Below are 16,880 nucleotides of genomic sequence, written 5' to 3' on the forward strand. Positions count from 1 at the left end.
CGGAAGGCACCCCAGGTGGATATTCGCATCGGCATTGTCAACGCTCCGCGTGAGCTCAGTTTCGAGTCGAACCAGTCGGCAGCAGAGGTCGAGGCGGCCGTCAGCGCGGCTCTCGGCAGCGACTCGAGCACGCTCGAACTGCGCGACGAGCACGGCAGCCTCTTCATCGTGCCGACCGCCGGAATCGCCTACGTGCAGATCGGCAGCGAGGAATCCCGCCGGGTCGGCTTCGTCGCGTAACGTTCCTAGAGCAATGGAGCTTCTGTTCATCACGCTGGGCGGCGCCATCATCGGCCTCATCGCCCGCTACGCCCTCCCCTACCGGCACGCGCACGGCAGCGTGCTCGTCCCGGCATTCGGCGCGGGGTTCGCCGCCGCACTCTGGGTGGCGCTCACGTGGGCGGGCCTGAAGTGGAACGGCGGCTGGATCTGGTGGATCACGCTCATCGCCACCGCCGTCATGACCGTCGGTATCGATTTGCTGCTGGGAGCGCTGCGCACCAGGGGCGACGAACGGCGCCTGCACCGCCTCACTCGATCGGGCGTCTCCTCAGCGGGCGCCTGACGTGAGCGAGGCAGATCCCGGCGACCGGAACGACGTCACAGACTCGGTGCCAGGTGCTGAGCTGTACACCGAAGGAATCCCGAACCTGAGGGATGTCGGCGGCTACCGAACGACGGACGGCAGGATGGTGCGCCTCGGCCTCGTCTTCCGGTCGACCGCTCTGGACCGCGCAACGGATTCAGACCTGGAGCTCCTCGCACAGCTCGGGTTGCACACGGTCTTCGACCTGCGGACGTCCACAGAGCGGAGGGAAGACCCGGACCGGGTGCCTCCCGCGACCTCCGAGGTCGACCTCGACGTGCTCGCTGACTCGCCCGGGTCCGCGGCAGCGCGCATTCCCGAGGTCTTCGCGCACCCCGACGAGGCGAGTCGGCTGCTGTCCAAGACCGACATCCCCGCGATCTTCGAGGAGATCTACCGAGGCCTCGTCTCGTTGCCGAGCGCCCGCGCGTCCTACCGCACGCTGTTCCTCGACCTGTCGCGGGAGACCACCCTTCCCGCCCTGTACCACTGCACCACCGGGAAGGACCGCACCGGATGGGCCACGGCAGCGCTCCTCAGCCTCCTCGGGGTTCCGAAGGAGTCCGTCTTCCACGACTACCTGCTCAGCAACGAGTACCTGCGTCACGCCATGAAGCCGTTGCTCGACTCCTTCGCCGCTCGCGGAGGCAAGCCTGATCTGCTGAAACCCATCCTGCGTGTCGAACCGGAGTACCTGGAGGCGGCGCTTACCGAGATGCACGAGAGGTACGGCACCATCGAAGGCTATTTCACGGATGGTCTGGGCCTCGGGCCCGACGTGCAGCAGCGGCTGCGCGAGCTCTTGCTGGAGTGACGTGCCTCAGGCGGTGAGCCCCAAAGCGTCCATCCGCCGGGTGTGTGCCCCGATGATCTCCGTGAACACCGGGTCGATGCGCTCCTCATCAGAACGCTGATTGCCCGAGAGCTTCAGCGCGGAACGGGCCACGAGCAGCGTGTCGCCGACGAGCCTCCTGCCCCACATGGCCAGCCGCGAGCCGAGCGTGGCATCGGCCTGGATCTCCAGTTCCAGGATGCCTGCAAGCTGCTCCGTGCTGCCCTGCGCGCCGAGCAGGCTCGCCGCGCGTGGTCCCACGTCGCCGGGAAGCCCCTGGGCCAGGCGCATGAAGAAGTCGCTGAGCAGCCCGTCGGTCACGTACACCGCGAGCAGCGTCTCCTGCCAGTCGCGGCCGATCGTGATCGCCTGGAACCCGTCGATCGCCAGCGCGAACGGTGCCATCACGTCCGCCGGCTCCGCCTCGTGCCTCCGGATCTCGGCAACCACTGACTGGTGCTTGCTGAGGGCGGCGCCCGCCGCCAGCGAGATCATCTCTTTGCTCGTCAGCGACGGCACCTTCTGCACGACACCGGAGAGCGTCTCGAAGGCCTGCAGCTGCAAGTAGGCGACCTGACCCAAGTAAGGCAGCAGGTCGGGGGCGATGTCGTGCAGGTCCACGCGTGTGCCCGCCGCCTGTTCGCGTCGCGGCTTGAGCTTCGGCGCATCGACGGGCGGCGTCCTGCGCGCGAACCAGGGTGTCACGGAACCCAAGTTTAGGGGCCTATTGGTCGCGCTTCTCGCTCCGACTGGCTCCGTCGGCTCGGCAGAGCGAGCGAGCTCTGCTCTCGGCTCAGTCGCGGGTGATCGCGGCTTCGCCGCTCAACTGACTCCATCGCCTCGGCAGAGCGAGCGAGCTCGCTCTGCTCTCGGCTCAGTCGTCAGTAGACTAGTCACGCCGTCGGCACAGGATCGACGGCCACCGTGCCCAGTGAAGACGTGACGACCCGTGCGGGCGCGGCCACGCGGATCGCCTCGATCCGCCCCATCACCTTCGACAGGCAGACAACACTTGACTTTCTCCGATCTGAACATCGATGCCGACATGGTTCAGGCACTCGCCGCAAAGGGCATCACCGAACCGTTCCCCATCCAGCAGCAGACCATTCCGCTGGCGCTCTCCGGCCAAGACATCATCGGCCAGGCCAAGACCGGCACCGGCAAGACGTTCGGCTTCGGGCTCCCGCTCATCCAGCGGCTCGGACCCGAACCCGCTCTTGGCGTGCAGGCGCTCATCGTCGCCCCGACTCGAGAGCTCGCCATCCAGGTGGCCGAAGACCTCGAGTTGGCCGCCTCTGGGCGCTCCACCACGATCGTTTCGATCTACGGCGGCAAGGCGTACGAGGGCCAGATCGAACAGATCAAGGCGGGGGCGCAGATCGTGGTCGGCACGCCCGGCCGTCTGCTCGACCTCGCCGGCCAGCGGCTCCTCGACCTCTCGCACGTGCGCGAGATGGTGCTCGACGAAGCAGACCGCATGCTCGACCTCGGCTTCCTGCCCGACGTCGAGAAGCTCTTCTCCCTCACGCCCGCAACGCGTCACACGATGCTGTTCTCGGCCACGATGCCCGCGCCGATCGTGGCGCTGGCCCGCCGGTTCATGACGCGCCCGATCCACATCAGGGCGTCCGACCCCGACGAGGGCCTCACGCAGGCGAACATCAAGCACCTCGTCTACCGCGCGCACGCACTGGACAAAGACGAGGTGATCGCGCGCATCCTGCAGGCGGAGGGCCGCGGCAAGACCGTCATCTTCACCCGCACGAAGCGGGCCGCGGCGAAGCTCGTGGAGGAGCTCAACGACCGCGGCTTCAACGCCGCGGCGGTGCACGGCGACCTGGGCCAGGAGCAGCGCGAACGTGCCATGAACGCGTTCCGCGCGGGCAAACGCGACGTGCTGATCGCCACGGATGTCGCGGCTCGCGGCATCGACGTCATCGACGTGACGCACGTGATCAATCACACGATCCCGGAAGACGAGAAGGCCTACCTGCACCGTGTCGGCCGCACCGGCCGCGCCGGACGGGAGGGCACGGCCGTCACGTTCGTCGACTGGGACGACCTTCACAAGTGGGCACTGATCAACCGCGCCCTCGAGTTCGGGCAGCCGGAGCCGACCGAGACATACTCGTCGTCGCCGCACCTCTACAGCGACCTCGGGATCCCGGAGGGAGCCAAGGGCCGTCTCAAGCCGACCCCGCCGGTGAAGAGCGACCGCCCTCGTTCACGGACCGAGTCGGGGGCCGAGGGTGAGGCATCCGGTTCGTCGAGCCGGTCGCGCAACCGCCGTCGCACCAGGAGTGCGTCCGGTTCGCCGAGCGTCGCAGCGGATGCCGCGGCAGGCGCCGAGAAGGTCGCCACTGGCACGCACGACGGCCAGGGCCACCAGCACCACGACGGCAACGCCGCTCCGCAGCGTCGGCGGCGTCGCCGCCGTCCAGCTGGCGGCGCGCCTGCGGCGCAGTAGCCCGCGGACTTCTCGCTGACCGCGCGACGAGCACCTCAGGCAGTGCGGGCCAGGTAGGCGGACTCCGCCAGGATGCGCTCCAGCGCCTCGGGCGAGGTGGTGTACTCCCCCAGCCGGTTCGGCTTGCCCGCACCGTGGTAGTCGCTGGATCCGGTGAGTACGAGTCCGTAGCGGTCAGCGAGGTCGCGCAGTGCGATCTTGCCGTCGTCGGTGTTCCCCCTGTGGTCCAGCTCGAGGCCCGCGAGCCCCGCATCGATGAGCCGTTGCAGGTAGAAGTCCTGGATGATCCCGTCGCGACCCCTGGTGGCAGGATGAGCCAGCACGGGTACCCCGCCGGCACCACGGATCAGCCGCACGCCGTCGAGCGGCGTCGGCGCATAGATCGGCTCGTAGTAGCCGCCGCGCGGGTGCAGCAGCGTCGCGAAGGCCGCCGACCGGTCGGGCACAACACCCCTGGACACCAGCGCGTCCGCGATGTGCGGCCGCCCCACCGTCGCGCCGGCAGCCGTGTGTGCCATGACGTCGTCCCAGCTCAGGTCGTAGTCGAGTGCCAGTCGGGCGACCATCGTCTCCGCGCGGCTCCTGCGTCCCTCGCGGATGCGCTCCAGCTCGGCCGCCAGCGGCTCGTCCGACGGGTCGAAGAGGTAGGCGAGCATGTGCACGCTCTTCCAGCCATACCGCGTGGAGAGCTCCATGCCGGGAATGAACGTGATGCCGACGTCGGATGCCGCGTCCGAGGCATCCGCCCATCCCGCTGTCGAGTCGTGGTCGGTGAGCGCCACAGTGCCGAGCCCCGCGCCGGCGGCCGCCCGGACTAGCTCGTCGGGCGACTCGGTGCCGTCGGAGACGCTGGAGTGCGTGTGCAGATCGATCGGGGCACGGAAATCCCGTGGGTCGTCGGCCATCCCACCATCGTATTGCCGCGCACCACCCGCCGAGCGTGCCCGAACCTCCACACGAAAGTGCGCGAACGTCCATGCGACAGCGCGCGGACGTTCACACGAAAGCGCATTCGGGCGCACGCGAGAGAATGGACGCATGTCCGACACCGCCACCTCCTCGACCGAAGCCGCGGCGACGGCAGCACCCGCGGCATCCTCCGCGACGGATGCGCCGAAACCGCGCGCCACCCAGAATCGCTCGACGACGCCCGCGTCGTCCGCGTTCGCCGAGTACATCGGCTCCGGGTGGGCGGACCGGGACGAGACGGTGCCGGGGCCCCGGGATGCCGTCGCCTCGGCGGCCGCACACCGGCGGGCGATCTCGGACAGGCATCCGGGACAGCGACTCATCGTTCCTGCCGGGCGACTCAAGCAGCGCTCGAACGACACGGACTACCCGTTCCGCGCGCACTCCGCCTTCACCCAGCTCACCGGCTGGGGATCGGATGCCGAACCGGGCAGCGTGCTCGTACTCGAGCCCACCGCGAACGGCCATGACGCAACCCTGTACTTCCGGGAGCGCGCTGGACGCGACTCCGACGAATTCTACGCCAACCCCGAGATCGGCGAGTTCTGGATCGGGCCGCGCCCATCGCTCGCGCAGGTCGCCGGAGATCTCGCGCTGCCGACGCGGCACATCGCCGAGCTACGAGAGGTACTCGACGCCCTCGACGAGTCGACGCTGGTCGTGCGGGAGGCGGATCCCGAGCTCACCGCCGAGGTCGACGGTCTCCGCCTCGTGCAGCGGGACGCTAACGACGCCGACGTCTCCGCCGAAGACGCCGACGCCGAGCTGGCACGCGACCTCTCCGAGCTGAGGCTCACGAAGAACGATTGGGAGATCGCCGAACTGCGCGCGGCCGTTGCCGCCACCGCGAGCGGCTTCGACGACATCGTGCGCGAACTCCCCCGCATCGCCGAGCACGAGCGCGGCGAGCGCATCATCGAGGGAGTGTTCAACGCCAGAGCGCGGTTGGATGGCAATGCCGTCGGCTACGACACGATCGCGGCGTCTGGGCCGCACGCGTGCATTCTGCACTGGACGCGCAACAACGGCCCGGTGCGTCCCGGCGACCTGGTGCTCATCGATGCCGGTGTCGAGGTCGACAGCCTGTTCACCGCCGACATCACGCGCACGCTGCCGGTCACCGGCACCTTCACGCCGACGCAGCGGCTGGTGTACGAGGCGGTGCGCGAGGCAGCGGATGCCGCGTTCGCGATCGTGCGTCCTGGCATCCGTTTTCGCGAGGTGCACGCAACAGCCATGGGGGTGATCGCCCGTCACGTCGCCGAGTGGGGCATGCTTCCGGTCACCGCCGAGGAGGCGCTGCAGACCGACCAGCAGCAGCACCGCCGCTATATGGTGCACGGCACGAGCCACCACCTCGGCCTGGATGTTCACGACTGCGCGCAAGCACGACGGGACTTCTACATCGACGGCGAGGTGCGCGCCGGCATGACGTTCACGATCGAGCCGGGTCTGTACTTCCAGCCGGACGACCTCACGGTTCCGGAGGAGTTCCGCGGCATCGGCGTGCGCATCGAAGACGACATCCTGGTCACCGAAGCCGGAGCCGAGAACCTCTCGATCGCCATCCCGCGCACCGCCGACGACGTCGAGGCCTGGATCGCGCGGTTGCGATAGGCAGGCCGGTCAGCGCTGGCCGTCGTGCGGCGGCTCGCCCGCCCGCTCGCCGTACCGTGGCGGCTCGCCGGTACGTTCGCCGTAGCGCGGCGGCTCCCCCGACGGTGCGTTGCCACCGTTCGGGTCGTCCTCGTGGCCGGGCTCCTGCCCTGCGGGCGGCGCGGGTGGCGGGTCCGATGGATGCTCACCAGGCGGAGCGAACGTCGGCCCGGCACTGTCACCGGCTGGTCCGGAACCACTGCCTACTCCCCCAGGACCGAGCAGGTTCCGAGCGCGGTTCGCCAGCTCGGGGTCGACGATGATCGAGTAGCTCGTCGCGAGCACCTGCGTCATCGACGTGTAGTCGCGGCGACGGCGCGTGATCGCATACGAGACCAGACCGAAGAGGATGCCGAAACCGGCACCCAGCAGCAGCGCCGCCAACAGCACGCCGAAGCTCGTCGCCGGGCTGAAGATGAGCAGCAGCAGGCCGAGGAAGATGCCCAGCCACACCCCGGATGCGGCGCCCGCCGCAGCGACCCGGCCCCACGTGAGTTTGCCGGTGACCCGCTCCACGGTCTTGAGGTCGCTGCCCACGATGGAGACCTGCGCGACAGGGAAGTCCGCCCTCGCCAGCACGTCCACGGCGGCCTGCGCCTCCGGGTACGTCTCGAACGTCGCGACCACCTCGCCTCGCGGCACCGTCGGCTGCACCCCACGCTGACGCCCGCCCAACGGGCCTTGGCTGCTCATGCGGCCATTGTTTCATGCTCCCCTTGCGGCACTCAGTTGGCTCAGCGAGCTAGGCCTAAGGTTTACATGTGAGTGCAGCACGCGTCTTCGTGGCCCGGTTGGCCGGGTGCACGGTCTTCGACCCAGCGGGTGACCGCGTGGGCAAGGTACGCGACGTGCTCGTGGTCTATCGCAAGAGCGATCCGCCGCGCGTCGTGGGACTCGTCGTCGAGATCCCCGGTAAACGTCGCGTGTTCGTCTCCATCGGCCGGGTGACCAGTATCGGCGCCGGTCAGATCATCACGACCGGGCTCATCAACGTGCGCCGTTTCGAGCAGCGCGGCGGCGAGGTGCGGGTGATCGCGGAGATCCTCGGCCGCACCGTCGACTTCCGCGACGGCTCAGGACCGGCCACCATCGAAGACGTCGCGATCGAGCAGTCCTCACCAACCGAATGGTCCATCTCACAGCTCTTCGTGCGGCGGCCGAAGACGAGCGCGTCGCCCTTCGCGAAGGGCGCCACCGCATTCGTCACCTGGAGCGACGTGCGGGAGCGCCCGGCCAAGGGCGAGCCTCAGTCCGCCGAGCAGTTGATCGCGACGTACTCGGAGTTGAAGCCTGCCGACCTGGCGAACACGCTCCTCGACCTTCCCGAGCAGCGACGGCTGGAGGTGGCGGGTGAGCTGCCCGACGACCGTCTCGCCGACGTGCTCGAGGAGATGCCGGAGAGCGACCAGCTCGAGATCCTCTCCAGCCTCGACGACAACCGGGCCGCCGACGTGCTCGACCAGATGCAGCCGGACGACGCCGCCGACCTCGTCGGGCTGCTGCCGAGCGACCGCGGCGAGCACCTGCTCGGGCTGATGGAGCCCGAAGAGGCCGACGACGTCCGCATGCTGCTCAGCTACGAACCGGACACCGCCGGCGGTCTCATGACCACCGAGCCGATCATCCTCTCCGCCGACGCCACCGTCGCCGAGGGGCTCGCGCTCATCCGCAAGCAGGAGCTCGCCCCGGCACTCGGAGCCGCGGTGTGCATCACGCTGCCACCGTACGAGCCGCCGACCGGTCGCTTCCTCGGCCTCGTGCACTTCCAGCGGATGCTCCGCTACCCGCCGCACGAACGGCTCGGCACTATCATCGACCAGACTCTGGAACCGGTCACGGCGAACACGTCGGCGGCCGAGGTCTCCCGCATCCTGGCCAGTTACAACCTGGTCTCGGTGCCTGTCGTCGACGACAACTACCGGCTCGTCGGGGTGGTGACCATTGACGACATCCTCGACTTCCTGTTGCCCGACGACTGGCGAAGTCACGACGAAGACGACGAGCTGCCCGCCGGGCAGCGCTCGGCGGCGAACGTCCGCACACGCAGCAACACGGGAAAGAGGGTGAGCCATGGCACGCGCTGATCGGGCCGTCGCACGACTGGATGCCCCGAAGGGGCTTCGATCTCCCATGCTGCGCCTCGGCGGCCCTGGCAGGGGCGGCCAGAGTGGACGCGACGCCTTCGGGCGGTTCTCGGAGGCGTTCGCTCGCGCCATGGGCACCTCGGCGTTCATCATCGGGATGACCGTTTTCGTGGCGGTGTGGCTGGTGTGGAACATCGCCATGCCGCGGCCGTTGCAGTTCGATCCGGCGGCGACGAACTTCACCCTGCTGACCCTGATGCTCTCGCTGCAGGCGTCGTATGCTGCGCCGCTCATCCTGTTGGCGCAGAACCGGCAGGACGACCGCGACCGGGTGCAGATCGAGCAGGACAGGCAGCGCGCCGAGCGCAACCTCGCCGACACGGAATACCTGGCACGCGAGGTCGTGGCCCTGCGTCTCGCCGTGAAAGACATGGCGTCGAAGGACTTCATCCGCGCCGAACTGCGTGCTCTTCTCGAGGAACTGGAACGCGGCCGCGACGAGCAGGCACAGGACGAGCCGGGAGAGCCGGTGGGTGCCGAGACGTCCGGGGTTCCGGCGCCGCGGCGCGCGGCGCGCGACGAGCCCGCGCGTGGCTGAGGCCACCGATGGCGTGCGCTCAGCGCTGGCGCGCGTCATCGACCCGGAGATCCGGCGGCCCATCACCGAGCTGGGCATGGTCGATGACGTGTCGGTGGATGCGGCAGGCCGGGCATCCGTCGGCATCAAGCTGACGATCGTCGGATGCCCCGCCGCCGACACCATAGAACGCGACGTTCGCGAGGCGGTCTCCGCGGCCCCAGGCGTGACCTCTGTCGACCTGACGGTCTCTGTCATGACGCCTGCCGAGCGTGCCGCGCTCACGGAACGGCTGCGCGGATCCCGCGGCCGAACCAACCCGTTCACGCCTGACTCGCTGACGCGCGTGTACGCGGTGACGAGCGGCAAGGGCGGCGTGGGCAAGTCGAGCATCACAGCGAACCTCGCGGTCGCGCTGGCCGAGCACGGGCTCCGGGTGGGGCTTGTGGATGCCGACGTGTACGGGTTCTCGATTCCGGGCATCCTCGGCCTCGTCCACGACGGCACCACGCAGCAGCCGACGCGGGTCGACGACATGATCCTGCCGCCGGTTGCCTACGGCGTGAAGACCATCTCGATCGGCATGTTCCTCGACCCGTCGCGGGGGCAGGGCGCCTCGACGGCCGTGGCGTGGCGTGGCCCGATGCTGCATCGCACGATCTCGCAGTTCCTCACCGACGTGTACTTCGGCGACCTCGACGTGCTGCTGCTCGACCTGCCGCCCGGCACCGGCGATGTCGCCATCTCCGTCGGGCAGCTCCTGCCGGGCGCGGACGTGATCGTGGTGACGACGCCGCAGCCCGCCGCGGCCGACGTTGCGGTGCGCAGTGGCGTCGTCGCCAGGCAGACCGGACAGAACGTGTTCGGCGTCATCGAGAACATGGCGGGACTCCCCCAGCCCGACGGCACGGTCCTCGAACTGTTCGGCTCAGGCGGGGGCGCGGAGGCAGCCGCCCGGCTGTCCGAGGCGACGGAGCACGAGGTGCCGCTGCTGGCATCCGTTCCGCTCAGCGTTGCCCTACGACGGGGCGGCGATGCCGGAGAGCCCATCGTGATCGGGGATCCCGCGGATCCCGCCGCGGTCGCGATCGCAACGGTCGCGGACCGCATCGCTTCGCGTCCCCGCGGTCTCGCCGGACGCTCCCTGAACCCACGGCCACGAACCTGATACTCCGAGTGGAGCACCACGAGCAGCCGCCGAAAAAGGTGCTACGTGGCTTCGCTGTCGAACGGAGGAAGCGCCCCGTCTTCCAATCGGGTGGACTTGGCCGGCCTGCTCAGCGTCGGAGCCGGCTCGTCGTCGAGCAGGGCGTCACGGATGATGCGGCGCGGGTCGTACTGCCTGGGATCGAGTTTTCGCCAGTCGACGTCATCGAACTCCGGCCCCAGTTCCTCGCGCATCTTCTCGGTCGCGTTGGTGGCCATGTTTCGCAGATTGCGCGCCCACTGCCCGAGCATGGCGGCGTACTTCGGCAACCGGCCCGGCCCGATGAGGAACACGGCGATCACCGCGATGATCACCAGTTTCTCCATGGTCAAACCGAACACCCGTAAAGAGTAACCCGAGCGGCTGCGCACCGGCTGCGTCATCAGCATCTCGTTATCCATTTACTCCCGGTTTCGCTCCCTCGTGCCCCTCCAGGCGTCACTGCGCGGCGCGCCGAGCCTCCGGCACGGGCAGCCGGGCTCAACCGGAGACGAGGCCGAGCGCGGTGGCGGGGAACCTCGTTGCAGTGGCCGTAGTCTTGAGGCCGAGGAAGGAGCCTCACGTGTCTCATCACGATCAGAGCTGGAAGTTCGCGAGCGACATCGTCGCCGAGCCGGAGTCGATCCAGGCGGCCAGGGCGCAGTCCCTCGAGCTCGGCATCGAGCCCGTCGCACCCGCGATCGGTGCGCAGTCCGCTGTCATCGCCGCGGCATCCAGGGCCACGAGCATCCTCGAGGTGGGCACCGGGGTCGGGGTGTCCGGTCTCTGGCTGCTGCGCGGCGGATCCTCAGCCACGCTCACCTCGATCGACGTCGAACCCGACCACCTGCACAGTGCCAGGTCCAACTTCACCGAGGCGGGCATCCAGCCGGCACGCGTGCGGCTCATTACCGGCCGTGCCCGCGACGTGCTTCCGCGGATGAACGAGAACGCGTACGACATCGTGTTCGTCGACGCAGATCCGGCCGGCGCCATCGAGTACGTCGAGCACGCGCTGCGCCTGGCGCGCCCCGGCGGCACGGTACTCGTCGCGCACGCCCTGTGGAAGGGCAGGGTCGCCGACCCCGCTCAGCGCGACGAGGTGACCACCGGCTTCCGTACCCTCGTGACCGAGATCGCCGCATCACCCGCCGTCGTCAGCGCTCTGAGCACGGTGGGCGACGGGCTGCTGCAGCTCACCAAGCTCGGCGACTGAGCCGAACCGGCCCTCACAAGCCGGTCATAAGCGAACGAGAGCGGATGCCCTGCGGCATCCGCTCTCGTTCGTGTGGTGCTTTGTTACGCGTAGCGTCAGCTGCCCGAGATGACCGCGCCGAGCACGTCGTGAAGCTCCTGAGCCTCGGCGTCATTGACCGAGACGACGAGCCGGCCTCCACCTTCAAGGGGGACGCGCACGATGATGAGCCGCCCCTCCTTCACAGCCTCCATGGGTCCGTCTCCGGTTCTCGGCTTCATGGCCGCCATGTAGCTCCCCTTTCGTGGATGTCTCTCCATTATCCGACATCTGATGAACTGCTGGGAAATCGCCTCACGGCGGAGACCAGTCGAGACCGTCGACACCCCAGCACACGAGCAGCCATCCCCACTGCAGAGCGAGGCAGAGCACGACGATCGCGACGCGGTAGGTCCTGCTCTTCGGCTGCGCGATCGCGCCGGCCAGCGGCGACATCGGTGCCAGCAGCCGGAACGTGCTCGACTGCGGAAAGAACACCGCGAGCAGGTACAGCGCGTACGAGAGCGACCAGAAGCGAAGGTCGACGCCGAGCCTGCGCACCGACGGGGCGAACATCCAGATGCCGAACAGTGCGAGCACCGTCACCAGCGTGATGTAGCCCAACCACGGCGAGGTCTGCAGGAACAGCCCGAACCACCAGTCCGCCGCCTGCACCCACGGGGCGAAGGGCATCAGATGCACATAGCCGATATAGTCGGCGCGCCACGACAGCTCGGTCGCGGTGTAGGCATCAGGAACGCCGGTCATCAAGCCCGCGATCGCCGGCCACGCGATGCCCGAGACGCCGGCGACGGCCATCACGACGATGGATGCCACTCGCTCGCGCACCGCGAAACCGTTGCGTCGCCGCACCACCCAGCGATACACCACGTGGAAGCCCATCGCGAGGGCGAAGGCGAGCCCGCTGGGGCGTGTGAAAGCCATCACCAGCACGGGCGCGAGCATCCACCAGTACTGGCGTTTCAGCAGCAGGTAGAGCGCCAGCACGAGCAAGAACAGGTACATCGACTCGGCGTACGCCAGCTGGAAGAGCGGCGAGGTGGGGCCCGCGCAGAAGATCACGGTCGCGAACAGGCTCGTCGAGCCCGGCAGGCGCAGGGCCATCAGCCGGTAGAACACGAGCGCCGCGCCCAGCCCGAACCCGAGCGAGACCAGCACGGCGGCCGGCGACCAGGGCAGGAACGTGACGGTCATGACGACGCGCACAAGGAACGGGTAGGCGGGCAGGAACGCCCACGCGTTCTGCTGCACGGTGCCGTCGGCCCCGATGGGCAGGGACTTCGGGTAGCCGGCCTCGGCGACGATGTCGTACCACCGGCCATCCCAGATCGAGGCGTAGTCGAAGTACCCGGGATGCGCTCCCGTCCACGGGTTGGGGCCCTGCACACTCGCGAGCACGAGCAGCATCACCGTGCTCGCCAGCCGCGCGAGCAGGTACGCGACGATGACCTTCACCCACCACGGAGTGAGGCGATAACGCAGGCGGATCGGAAGCATTCTCGATCCCGTCGCCCGGTAACCGGTGTCGGTGCCCGTCACAGCGTCGTCACCGTGTCGAAAATCACTGCGTCGAAAGTCACTGTGTCGAAAGTCACCGTGTCGAAAGTCACTGGGCCGTGAGCCAGCGACGCAGCCCCTGCTCGCAGGCCACGATCTCCGACAGCGCCACCCGCTCGTCGTCCGCGTGCGCCTTCAGCGGGTCGCCCGGGCCGTAGTTGACGGCGGGGATGCCGAGCGCGGCGAAGCGTGCGACATCGGTCCAGCCGTACTTCGGCTTGGCCGTCGCTCCTACCGCGGCGAGGAACTCCTGGGCGAACGGCGTGTCGAGCCCGGGCCTCGCACCCTCGGCGAGGTCGACCACCGTGACGTGGTGCTCACCGAACAGGTCGCGCACGATCTGCACCGCCTCCTCGCCCGACCTGCTGGGCGCGAACCGGTAGTTCACGTGCACGACGCATTCGTCGGGGATGACGTTCGTGGCCACTCCTCCGCTGATCATCACGGCGTTCAGCGCCTCGCGGTACACGAGCCCGTCCACGTGCACCTCGCGCGGGGTATAGCGGGCGAGGGTCTCCAGAATGGGCGCCGCCTTGTGGATGGCGTTGTCACCCACCCATGGCCTGGCCGCATGCGCGCGCAGGCCGGTGGTGCGCACGTCGACGCGGAGCGTCCCGTTGCAGCCGCCCTCGACCTCGCCGCCGCTCGGCTCGCCGAGGATCGCGAAGTCGGCCTCGAGCAGGTCGGGTCGCTCGACCGAGAGCCGGCGGAGCCCGTTCAGATCGGAGGAGACCTCCTCGTTGTCGTACCAGAGCCACGTGATGTCGTAGCGCGGATCCACCAGCTGCGGTGCCAGCGCCAGTTGCACGGCCGCACCCGCCTTCATGTCGACCGTGCCGCGTCCCCACAGGTAATCGACCCCGGCCAGCGTTTCGAACCGGGTGGGCAGGTTGTCGTTCACCGGAACGGTGTCGATGTGACCGGCGATGGCGACCCGCTTATCGCGCCCCAGGTGCGTGCGGGCGACGATGTTGTTGCCGACGCGGGTCACCTCGAGGTGGTCGAGTGCGCGAACGGCGTGCTCGATGGCATCCGCCAGCTGCTGCTCGTTCCCCGAGACGGATTCGATGTCGCAGATGGCGCGGGTGAGGTCGACAGGGCCGGCCGTGAGGTCCAGAGGCACCCCACTAATCTAGAGCCATGCCCGCCGCCTCCCCTGATGCCGCCATGCCCGCCGCTTCCTCGGCCGAGCCGACCCACGCGTGGGGATACGGCCTGGTCACCGTCGCCGGCGACGGCACCGTGCTCGACACCTGGTACCCGCAGCCACGGCTGGGTCGTCTGCCCGCTGGACGGGAGCCGTGGATCGTTCCGGCGGAGCTCGAGGCGGCGAGCGGTGAGGATGCCCGCCGCAACGTACGCGTGGACGCGCGTGCGATCGAGATCGACCTCGCGGCACCGATCGGCAGCACACCGGATGCCTACCTGCGGCTGCACCTGCTCTCCCACCTTCTGGTCGCCCCGAACACGATCGACCTAGACGGGCTCTTCGCCCACCTGCCGATCGTGGCGTGGACCAGCGCGGGGCCGATGCATCCTGACGACTACGCGCGCCTGCGTCCGTCGCTGCAGCGCGCGGGCATTCAGGCCGGCGGCATCGACAAGTTCCCCCGCCTCCTCGACTACGTCGTGCCCGACCGGGTGCGGATCGCGGATGCCTCACGTGTGCGCCTCGGCGCCCACCTCTCCCCCGGCACCACGGTGATGCACGAGGGCTTCGTCAACTACAACGCCGGCACCATGGGCGCCTCGATGGTCGAGGGACGCGTGTCGCAGGGCGTCGTGGTGGGCGAGGGCTCCGACATCGGCGGCGGCGCCTCCATCATGGGCACGCTCTCCGGTGGTGGGACGCAGCGCGTCTCGATCGGCGAGCGCTCGCTGCTCGGAGCGAACAGCGGGGTAGGCATCTCGATCGGCGACGACTGCATCGTAGAAGCAGGTCTCTACGTGATGCCCGGAACCAAGGTCGTGCTCGTTGGATCCTCTCCGGATGCCTCCGGGCGGCCGCAAACGGTCAAGGCGCTTGAGCTCTCGGGAATGCCGAATCTGCTGTTCCGCCGCAACTCTCTGACCGGTGCTGTCGAGGTGCTGCAGCGTCGCGGCGAGGGCATCCGTCTCAACGCGACACTGCACGCCTGATTCGGGCCTCGCTCACCAGACCGCCTTGTTGGCGGCGTTCGCAGGAGTTGCCCTTCTGGGAGCGGATCCACTCGAGAACCTTCTCGGCCGCGGCCAAGTGCGCCGACTTCACGTCTAGCCGGCCAGATGTGCTCCACCATCAGACTCGATCACGGTTCCGGTGATGTTGGGGTTGGTCGCGAGGAGCACGAGGGCTTGGGCGACGTCATCTGCGGTAGCGATCCGCTTGGTAGGAAGGCCTGCAGCGACCTGAGCAAACAGCCCTTCGCGATCGGCGTCCGGAACCATACTCCACCACGGGGTGTCTACGTAGCCGGGCGAGACAGCATTGACGCGAACGGGCGCGAGTTCGGCCGCCAGCGGCGCGACCAGACCTTCCACTGCCGCGTTGAGCGCACCGATGCCGGCCGTACCGGGAAGGCCGGCGCGAGCGGTGATCGCCCCGACGAGCGTGACTGAACCCAAGCGGTCAAGGTACGGGAGCGCTGCCTTGATTGCAGCGACGGTGGGCCAGAACTTCTCATCGAACGCGCTGCGCAACACGTCGAGCTCAAGGTCGGCAAGCGATCCCGCACCCTTGTTGCCGCTGAGAGTGATGACGAGGCGGTCGATGCTGCCGAGCTCGGCAGCCAGGTGCCCGAGGGCTTGCGCGTCGCCTGCGTCGACGGTATGCGGCTGCAACGCCGGATGCGCCTGCGCCACCGACGCGAGTGTCTGGGCGCGGCGGCCGGCGATGTGAACGGAATCTCCGAGTTCCGCGAGGCGGATAGCGGCGGCCAGGCCGATACCGGAGCTGCCGCCAATGACGAGGGTGGTGGGCATGAGATTCCTTTCACGAGACGTTTCGGTTCGCATTTACGATAACAGAGAAACGAACCGGAGCGTCTCGTATTTGCTAGCATCGGCTGTATGACGCAGACCGAGCCAGTGCGCCGAGGTCCGAAACGTAACGAACGGGCCCGGTTGGCCATCCTGACCGCCTCGTTCGATTTGACCCAGGAAGTCGGCTATCGCGGCTTGACGATCGAGGGGATCGCAGCCCGCGCGGGCGTGGGCAAGCAGACGGTCTACCGATGGTGGCCGACCAAGGCCGACGTGCTTCTGGAAGCAGGCGCCCTGAAAGCGGATCTAGGTGTCTCAACCGCCGATTCCGGGTCGTATCGCGGTGATCTGGAGCAGTTCCTGCGCGACTCGTTCGCACTCTTGGCGTTCCCCGGACTCGCCGGGCTCCTGCGCAGCCTGATGGCTGAGGCACAGATCGACCCGGATTTCGCGGTGCGCTTTCGCGAAGGTTTCCTGGATCGGCGCCGGAGCGCCCTCATCGGGCTCCTCGATCGTGCTCGGGCGCGCGGAGATGCACCTGGCGACCTCCCTGCCGATCTGCTCGCCGATGTCGTCTTCGGTGTGATCTGGTACCGCCTGCTCGCAACAGAGCGTCCGCTGAATGCCACCGATCTCGCACCACTGCTCGACCTTCTCGCTCCCGCTCGACAGGAGGCTGCGGCTGCGTCGAGGCCGGCTTCTACGTGATTCCGGGAGGTGACGCGGGAGCCGAGGCCGCGCTGGTCGCGT

The 16,880-nt window shown here is 68.5% G+C and carries 19 protein-coding genes; 11 read left to right on the plus strand and 8 right to left on the minus strand.

What is annotated here, in order from left to right; translation table 11 throughout:
- Positions 1-15 precede the first annotated feature (15 nt).
- From ACYVI5_RS11070 to ACYVI5_RS11080, 3 genes are read left to right on the plus strand one after another with little or no spacing between them, the layout of a single operon-like run.
- Complete coding sequence (locus ACYVI5_RS11070) at positions 16-240, plus strand: DUF3107 domain-containing protein (RefSeq protein ID WP_460580217.1); 225 nt, start codon at positions 16-18, stop codon at positions 238-240.
- A 13-nt stretch (positions 241-253) separates the two neighbouring features.
- On the plus strand, positions 254-565 hold the full coding sequence (locus ACYVI5_RS11075) for a hypothetical protein (RefSeq protein ID WP_460534443.1): 312 nt from the start codon (positions 254-256) through the stop codon (positions 563-565).
- Between the two features lies 1 nt (position 566).
- Positions 567-1,400 (plus strand): tyrosine-protein phosphatase, encoded by an 834-nt coding sequence (locus ACYVI5_RS11080; RefSeq protein ID WP_460580218.1) that lies wholly within the window; start codon positions 567-569, stop codon positions 1,398-1,400.
- Positions 1,401-1,406: 6 nt separating this feature from the next.
- On the opposite strand, the gene ACYVI5_RS11085 is transcribed toward ACYVI5_RS11080, so the two are convergent.
- Positions 1,407-2,123, minus strand: a complete 717-nt coding sequence (locus ACYVI5_RS11085; RefSeq protein ID WP_460534447.1) for a ferritin-like fold-containing protein — start codon at positions 2,121-2,123, stop codon at positions 1,407-1,409.
- A 307-nt stretch (positions 2,124-2,430) separates the two neighbouring features.
- Here ACYVI5_RS11085 and ACYVI5_RS11090 point away from each other — a divergent pair, with 307 nt between their 5' ends.
- On the plus strand, positions 2,431-3,885 hold the full coding sequence (locus tag ACYVI5_RS11090) for a DEAD/DEAH box helicase (RefSeq protein ID WP_460534449.1): 1,455 nt from the start codon (positions 2,431-2,433) through the stop codon (positions 3,883-3,885).
- 35 nt (positions 3,886-3,920) lie between these two features.
- Here the strand turns inward: ACYVI5_RS11090 and ACYVI5_RS11095 are convergent, their stop codons facing one another.
- The gene (locus ACYVI5_RS11095) at positions 3,921-4,790 is read right to left on the minus strand and encodes a PHP domain-containing protein (RefSeq protein ID WP_460580219.1); all 870 of its coding nucleotides are present in this window, start codon (positions 4,788-4,790) and stop codon (positions 3,921-3,923) included.
- 133 nt (positions 4,791-4,923) lie between these two features.
- Here ACYVI5_RS11095 and ACYVI5_RS11100 point away from each other — a divergent pair, with 133 nt between their 5' ends.
- Positions 4,924-6,471, plus strand: coding sequence for an aminopeptidase P family protein (locus ACYVI5_RS11100; protein ID WP_460580220.1), 1,548 nt, complete (start codon positions 4,924-4,926; stop codon positions 6,469-6,471).
- 9 nt (positions 6,472-6,480) lie between these two features.
- On the opposite strand, the gene ACYVI5_RS11105 is transcribed toward ACYVI5_RS11100, so the two are convergent.
- Positions 6,481-7,203, minus strand: a complete 723-nt coding sequence (locus ACYVI5_RS11105; RefSeq protein ID WP_460580221.1) for a YflT domain-containing protein — start codon at positions 7,201-7,203, stop codon at positions 6,481-6,483.
- Positions 7,204-7,271: 68 nt separating this feature from the next.
- On the opposite strand from ACYVI5_RS11105, the gene ACYVI5_RS11110 reads away from it, so the two are divergent.
- The 3 genes from ACYVI5_RS11110 to ACYVI5_RS11120 are packed head-to-tail and all read left to right on the plus strand — an operon-like array spanning position 7,272 to position 10,339.
- Positions 7,272-8,594 (plus strand): magnesium transporter MgtE N-terminal domain-containing protein, encoded by a 1,323-nt coding sequence (locus ACYVI5_RS11110; protein ID WP_460534457.1) that lies wholly within the window; start codon positions 7,272-7,274, stop codon positions 8,592-8,594.
- Positions 8,581-9,192, plus strand: coding sequence for a DUF1003 domain-containing protein (locus ACYVI5_RS11115; protein WP_460580222.1), 612 nt, complete (start codon positions 8,581-8,583; stop codon positions 9,190-9,192). Before ACYVI5_RS11110 ends, ACYVI5_RS11115 begins: the two co-directional genes overlap by 14 nt.
- Positions 9,185-10,339, plus strand: a complete 1,155-nt coding sequence (locus tag ACYVI5_RS11120; RefSeq protein WP_460580223.1) for a P-loop NTPase — start codon at positions 9,185-9,187, stop codon at positions 10,337-10,339. The genes ACYVI5_RS11115 and ACYVI5_RS11120 overlap by 8 nt, the downstream gene beginning before the upstream one ends.
- A gap of 41 nt (positions 10,340-10,380) precedes the next feature.
- Here the strand turns inward: ACYVI5_RS11120 and ACYVI5_RS11125 are convergent, their stop codons facing one another.
- The gene (locus tag ACYVI5_RS11125) at positions 10,381-10,761 is read right to left on the minus strand and encodes a twin-arginine translocase TatA/TatE family subunit (RefSeq protein WP_460580224.1); all 381 of its coding nucleotides are present in this window, start codon (positions 10,759-10,761) and stop codon (positions 10,381-10,383) included.
- A gap of 179 nt (positions 10,762-10,940) precedes the next feature.
- Between ACYVI5_RS11125 and ACYVI5_RS11130 the strand changes: the two genes are divergently transcribed.
- Positions 10,941-11,573, plus strand: coding sequence for an O-methyltransferase (locus ACYVI5_RS11130; RefSeq protein WP_460534465.1), 633 nt, complete (start codon positions 10,941-10,943; stop codon positions 11,571-11,573).
- Positions 11,574-11,668: 95 nt separating this feature from the next.
- Here the strand turns inward: ACYVI5_RS11130 and ACYVI5_RS11135 are convergent, their stop codons facing one another.
- The 3 genes from ACYVI5_RS11135 to dapE all read right to left on the minus strand — a co-directional run bounded on the left by ACYVI5_RS11135 (position 11,669) and on the right by dapE (position 14,292).
- Positions 11,669-11,842, minus strand: a complete 174-nt coding sequence (locus ACYVI5_RS11135; protein WP_440294658.1) for a DUF3117 domain-containing protein — start codon at positions 11,840-11,842, stop codon at positions 11,669-11,671.
- Positions 11,843-11,906: 64 nt separating this feature from the next.
- Complete coding sequence (locus tag ACYVI5_RS11140) at positions 11,907-13,109, minus strand: hypothetical protein (RefSeq protein WP_460580225.1); 1,203 nt, start codon at positions 13,107-13,109, stop codon at positions 11,907-11,909.
- A gap of 109 nt (positions 13,110-13,218) precedes the next feature.
- Positions 13,219-14,292: a succinyl-diaminopimelate desuccinylase gene (gene dapE / locus ACYVI5_RS11145; protein ID WP_460580226.1), complete on the minus strand. Its 1,074-nt coding sequence runs from the start codon at positions 14,290-14,292 to the stop codon at positions 13,219-13,221.
- A 17-nt stretch (positions 14,293-14,309) separates the two neighbouring features.
- Between dapE and dapD the strand changes: the two genes are divergently transcribed.
- Positions 14,310-15,308, plus strand: coding sequence for a 2,3,4,5-tetrahydropyridine-2,6-dicarboxylate N-succinyltransferase (gene dapD, locus ACYVI5_RS11150; protein ID WP_460580227.1), 999 nt, complete (start codon positions 14,310-14,312; stop codon positions 15,306-15,308).
- 114 nt (positions 15,309-15,422) lie between these two features.
- Here the strand turns inward: dapD and ACYVI5_RS11155 are convergent, their stop codons facing one another.
- Positions 15,423-16,130: an SDR family oxidoreductase gene (locus tag ACYVI5_RS11155; RefSeq protein WP_460580228.1), complete on the minus strand. Its 708-nt coding sequence runs from the start codon at positions 16,128-16,130 to the stop codon at positions 15,423-15,425.
- Between the two features lie 87 nt (positions 16,131-16,217).
- Here ACYVI5_RS11155 and ACYVI5_RS11160 point away from each other — a divergent pair, with 87 nt between their 5' ends.
- The gene (locus ACYVI5_RS11160; RefSeq protein WP_460580229.1) at positions 16,218-16,838 is read left to right on the plus strand and encodes a TetR/AcrR family transcriptional regulator; all 621 of its coding nucleotides are present in this window, start codon (positions 16,218-16,220) and stop codon (positions 16,836-16,838) included.
- Positions 16,839-16,880 lie beyond the last annotated feature (42 nt).

It is taken from the genome of Humibacter ginsengisoli (assembly GCF_054780095.1).

Bases quoted from the DNA above. Each gene is read 5' to 3' on its own strand.
- ACYVI5_RS11075 (WP_460534443.1), top strand. From the start codon at position 254: ATGGAGCTTCTGTTCATCACGCTGGGCGGCGCCATCATCGGCCTCATC.
- ACYVI5_RS11095 (WP_460580219.1), bottom strand. From the start codon at position 4,790: ATGGCCGACGACCCACGGGATTTCCGTGCCCCGATCGATCTGCACACG.
- ACYVI5_RS11100 (WP_460580220.1), top strand. From the start codon at position 4,924: ATGTCCGACACCGCCACCTCCTCGACCGAAGCCGCGGCGACGGCAGCA.
- ACYVI5_RS11105 (WP_460580221.1), bottom strand. From the start codon at position 7,203: ATGAGCAGCCAAGGCCCGTTGGGCGGGCGTCAGCGTGGGGTGCAGCCG.
- ACYVI5_RS11115 (WP_460580222.1), top strand. From the start codon at position 8,581: ATGGCACGCGCTGATCGGGCCGTCGCACGACTGGATGCCCCGAAGGGG.
- ACYVI5_RS11125 (WP_460580224.1), bottom strand. From the start codon at position 10,761: ATGACGCAGCCGGTGCGCAGCCGCTCGGGTTACTCTTTACGGGTGTTC.
- ACYVI5_RS11135 (WP_440294658.1), bottom strand. From the start codon at position 11,842: ATGGCGGCCATGAAGCCGAGAACCGGAGACGGACCCATGGAGGCTGTG.
- ACYVI5_RS11140 (WP_460580225.1), bottom strand. From the start codon at position 13,109: ATGCTTCCGATCCGCCTGCGTTATCGCCTCACTCCGTGGTGGGTGAAG.
- dapD (WP_460580227.1), top strand. From the start codon at position 14,310: ATGCCCGCCGCCTCCCCTGATGCCGCCATGCCCGCCGCTTCCTCGGCC.
- ACYVI5_RS11155 (WP_460580228.1), bottom strand. From the start codon at position 16,130: ATGCCCACCACCCTCGTCATTGGCGGCAGCTCCGGTATCGGCCTGGCC.
- ACYVI5_RS11160 (WP_460580229.1), top strand. From the start codon at position 16,218: ATGACGCAGACCGAGCCAGTGCGCCGAGGTCCGAAACGTAACGAACGG.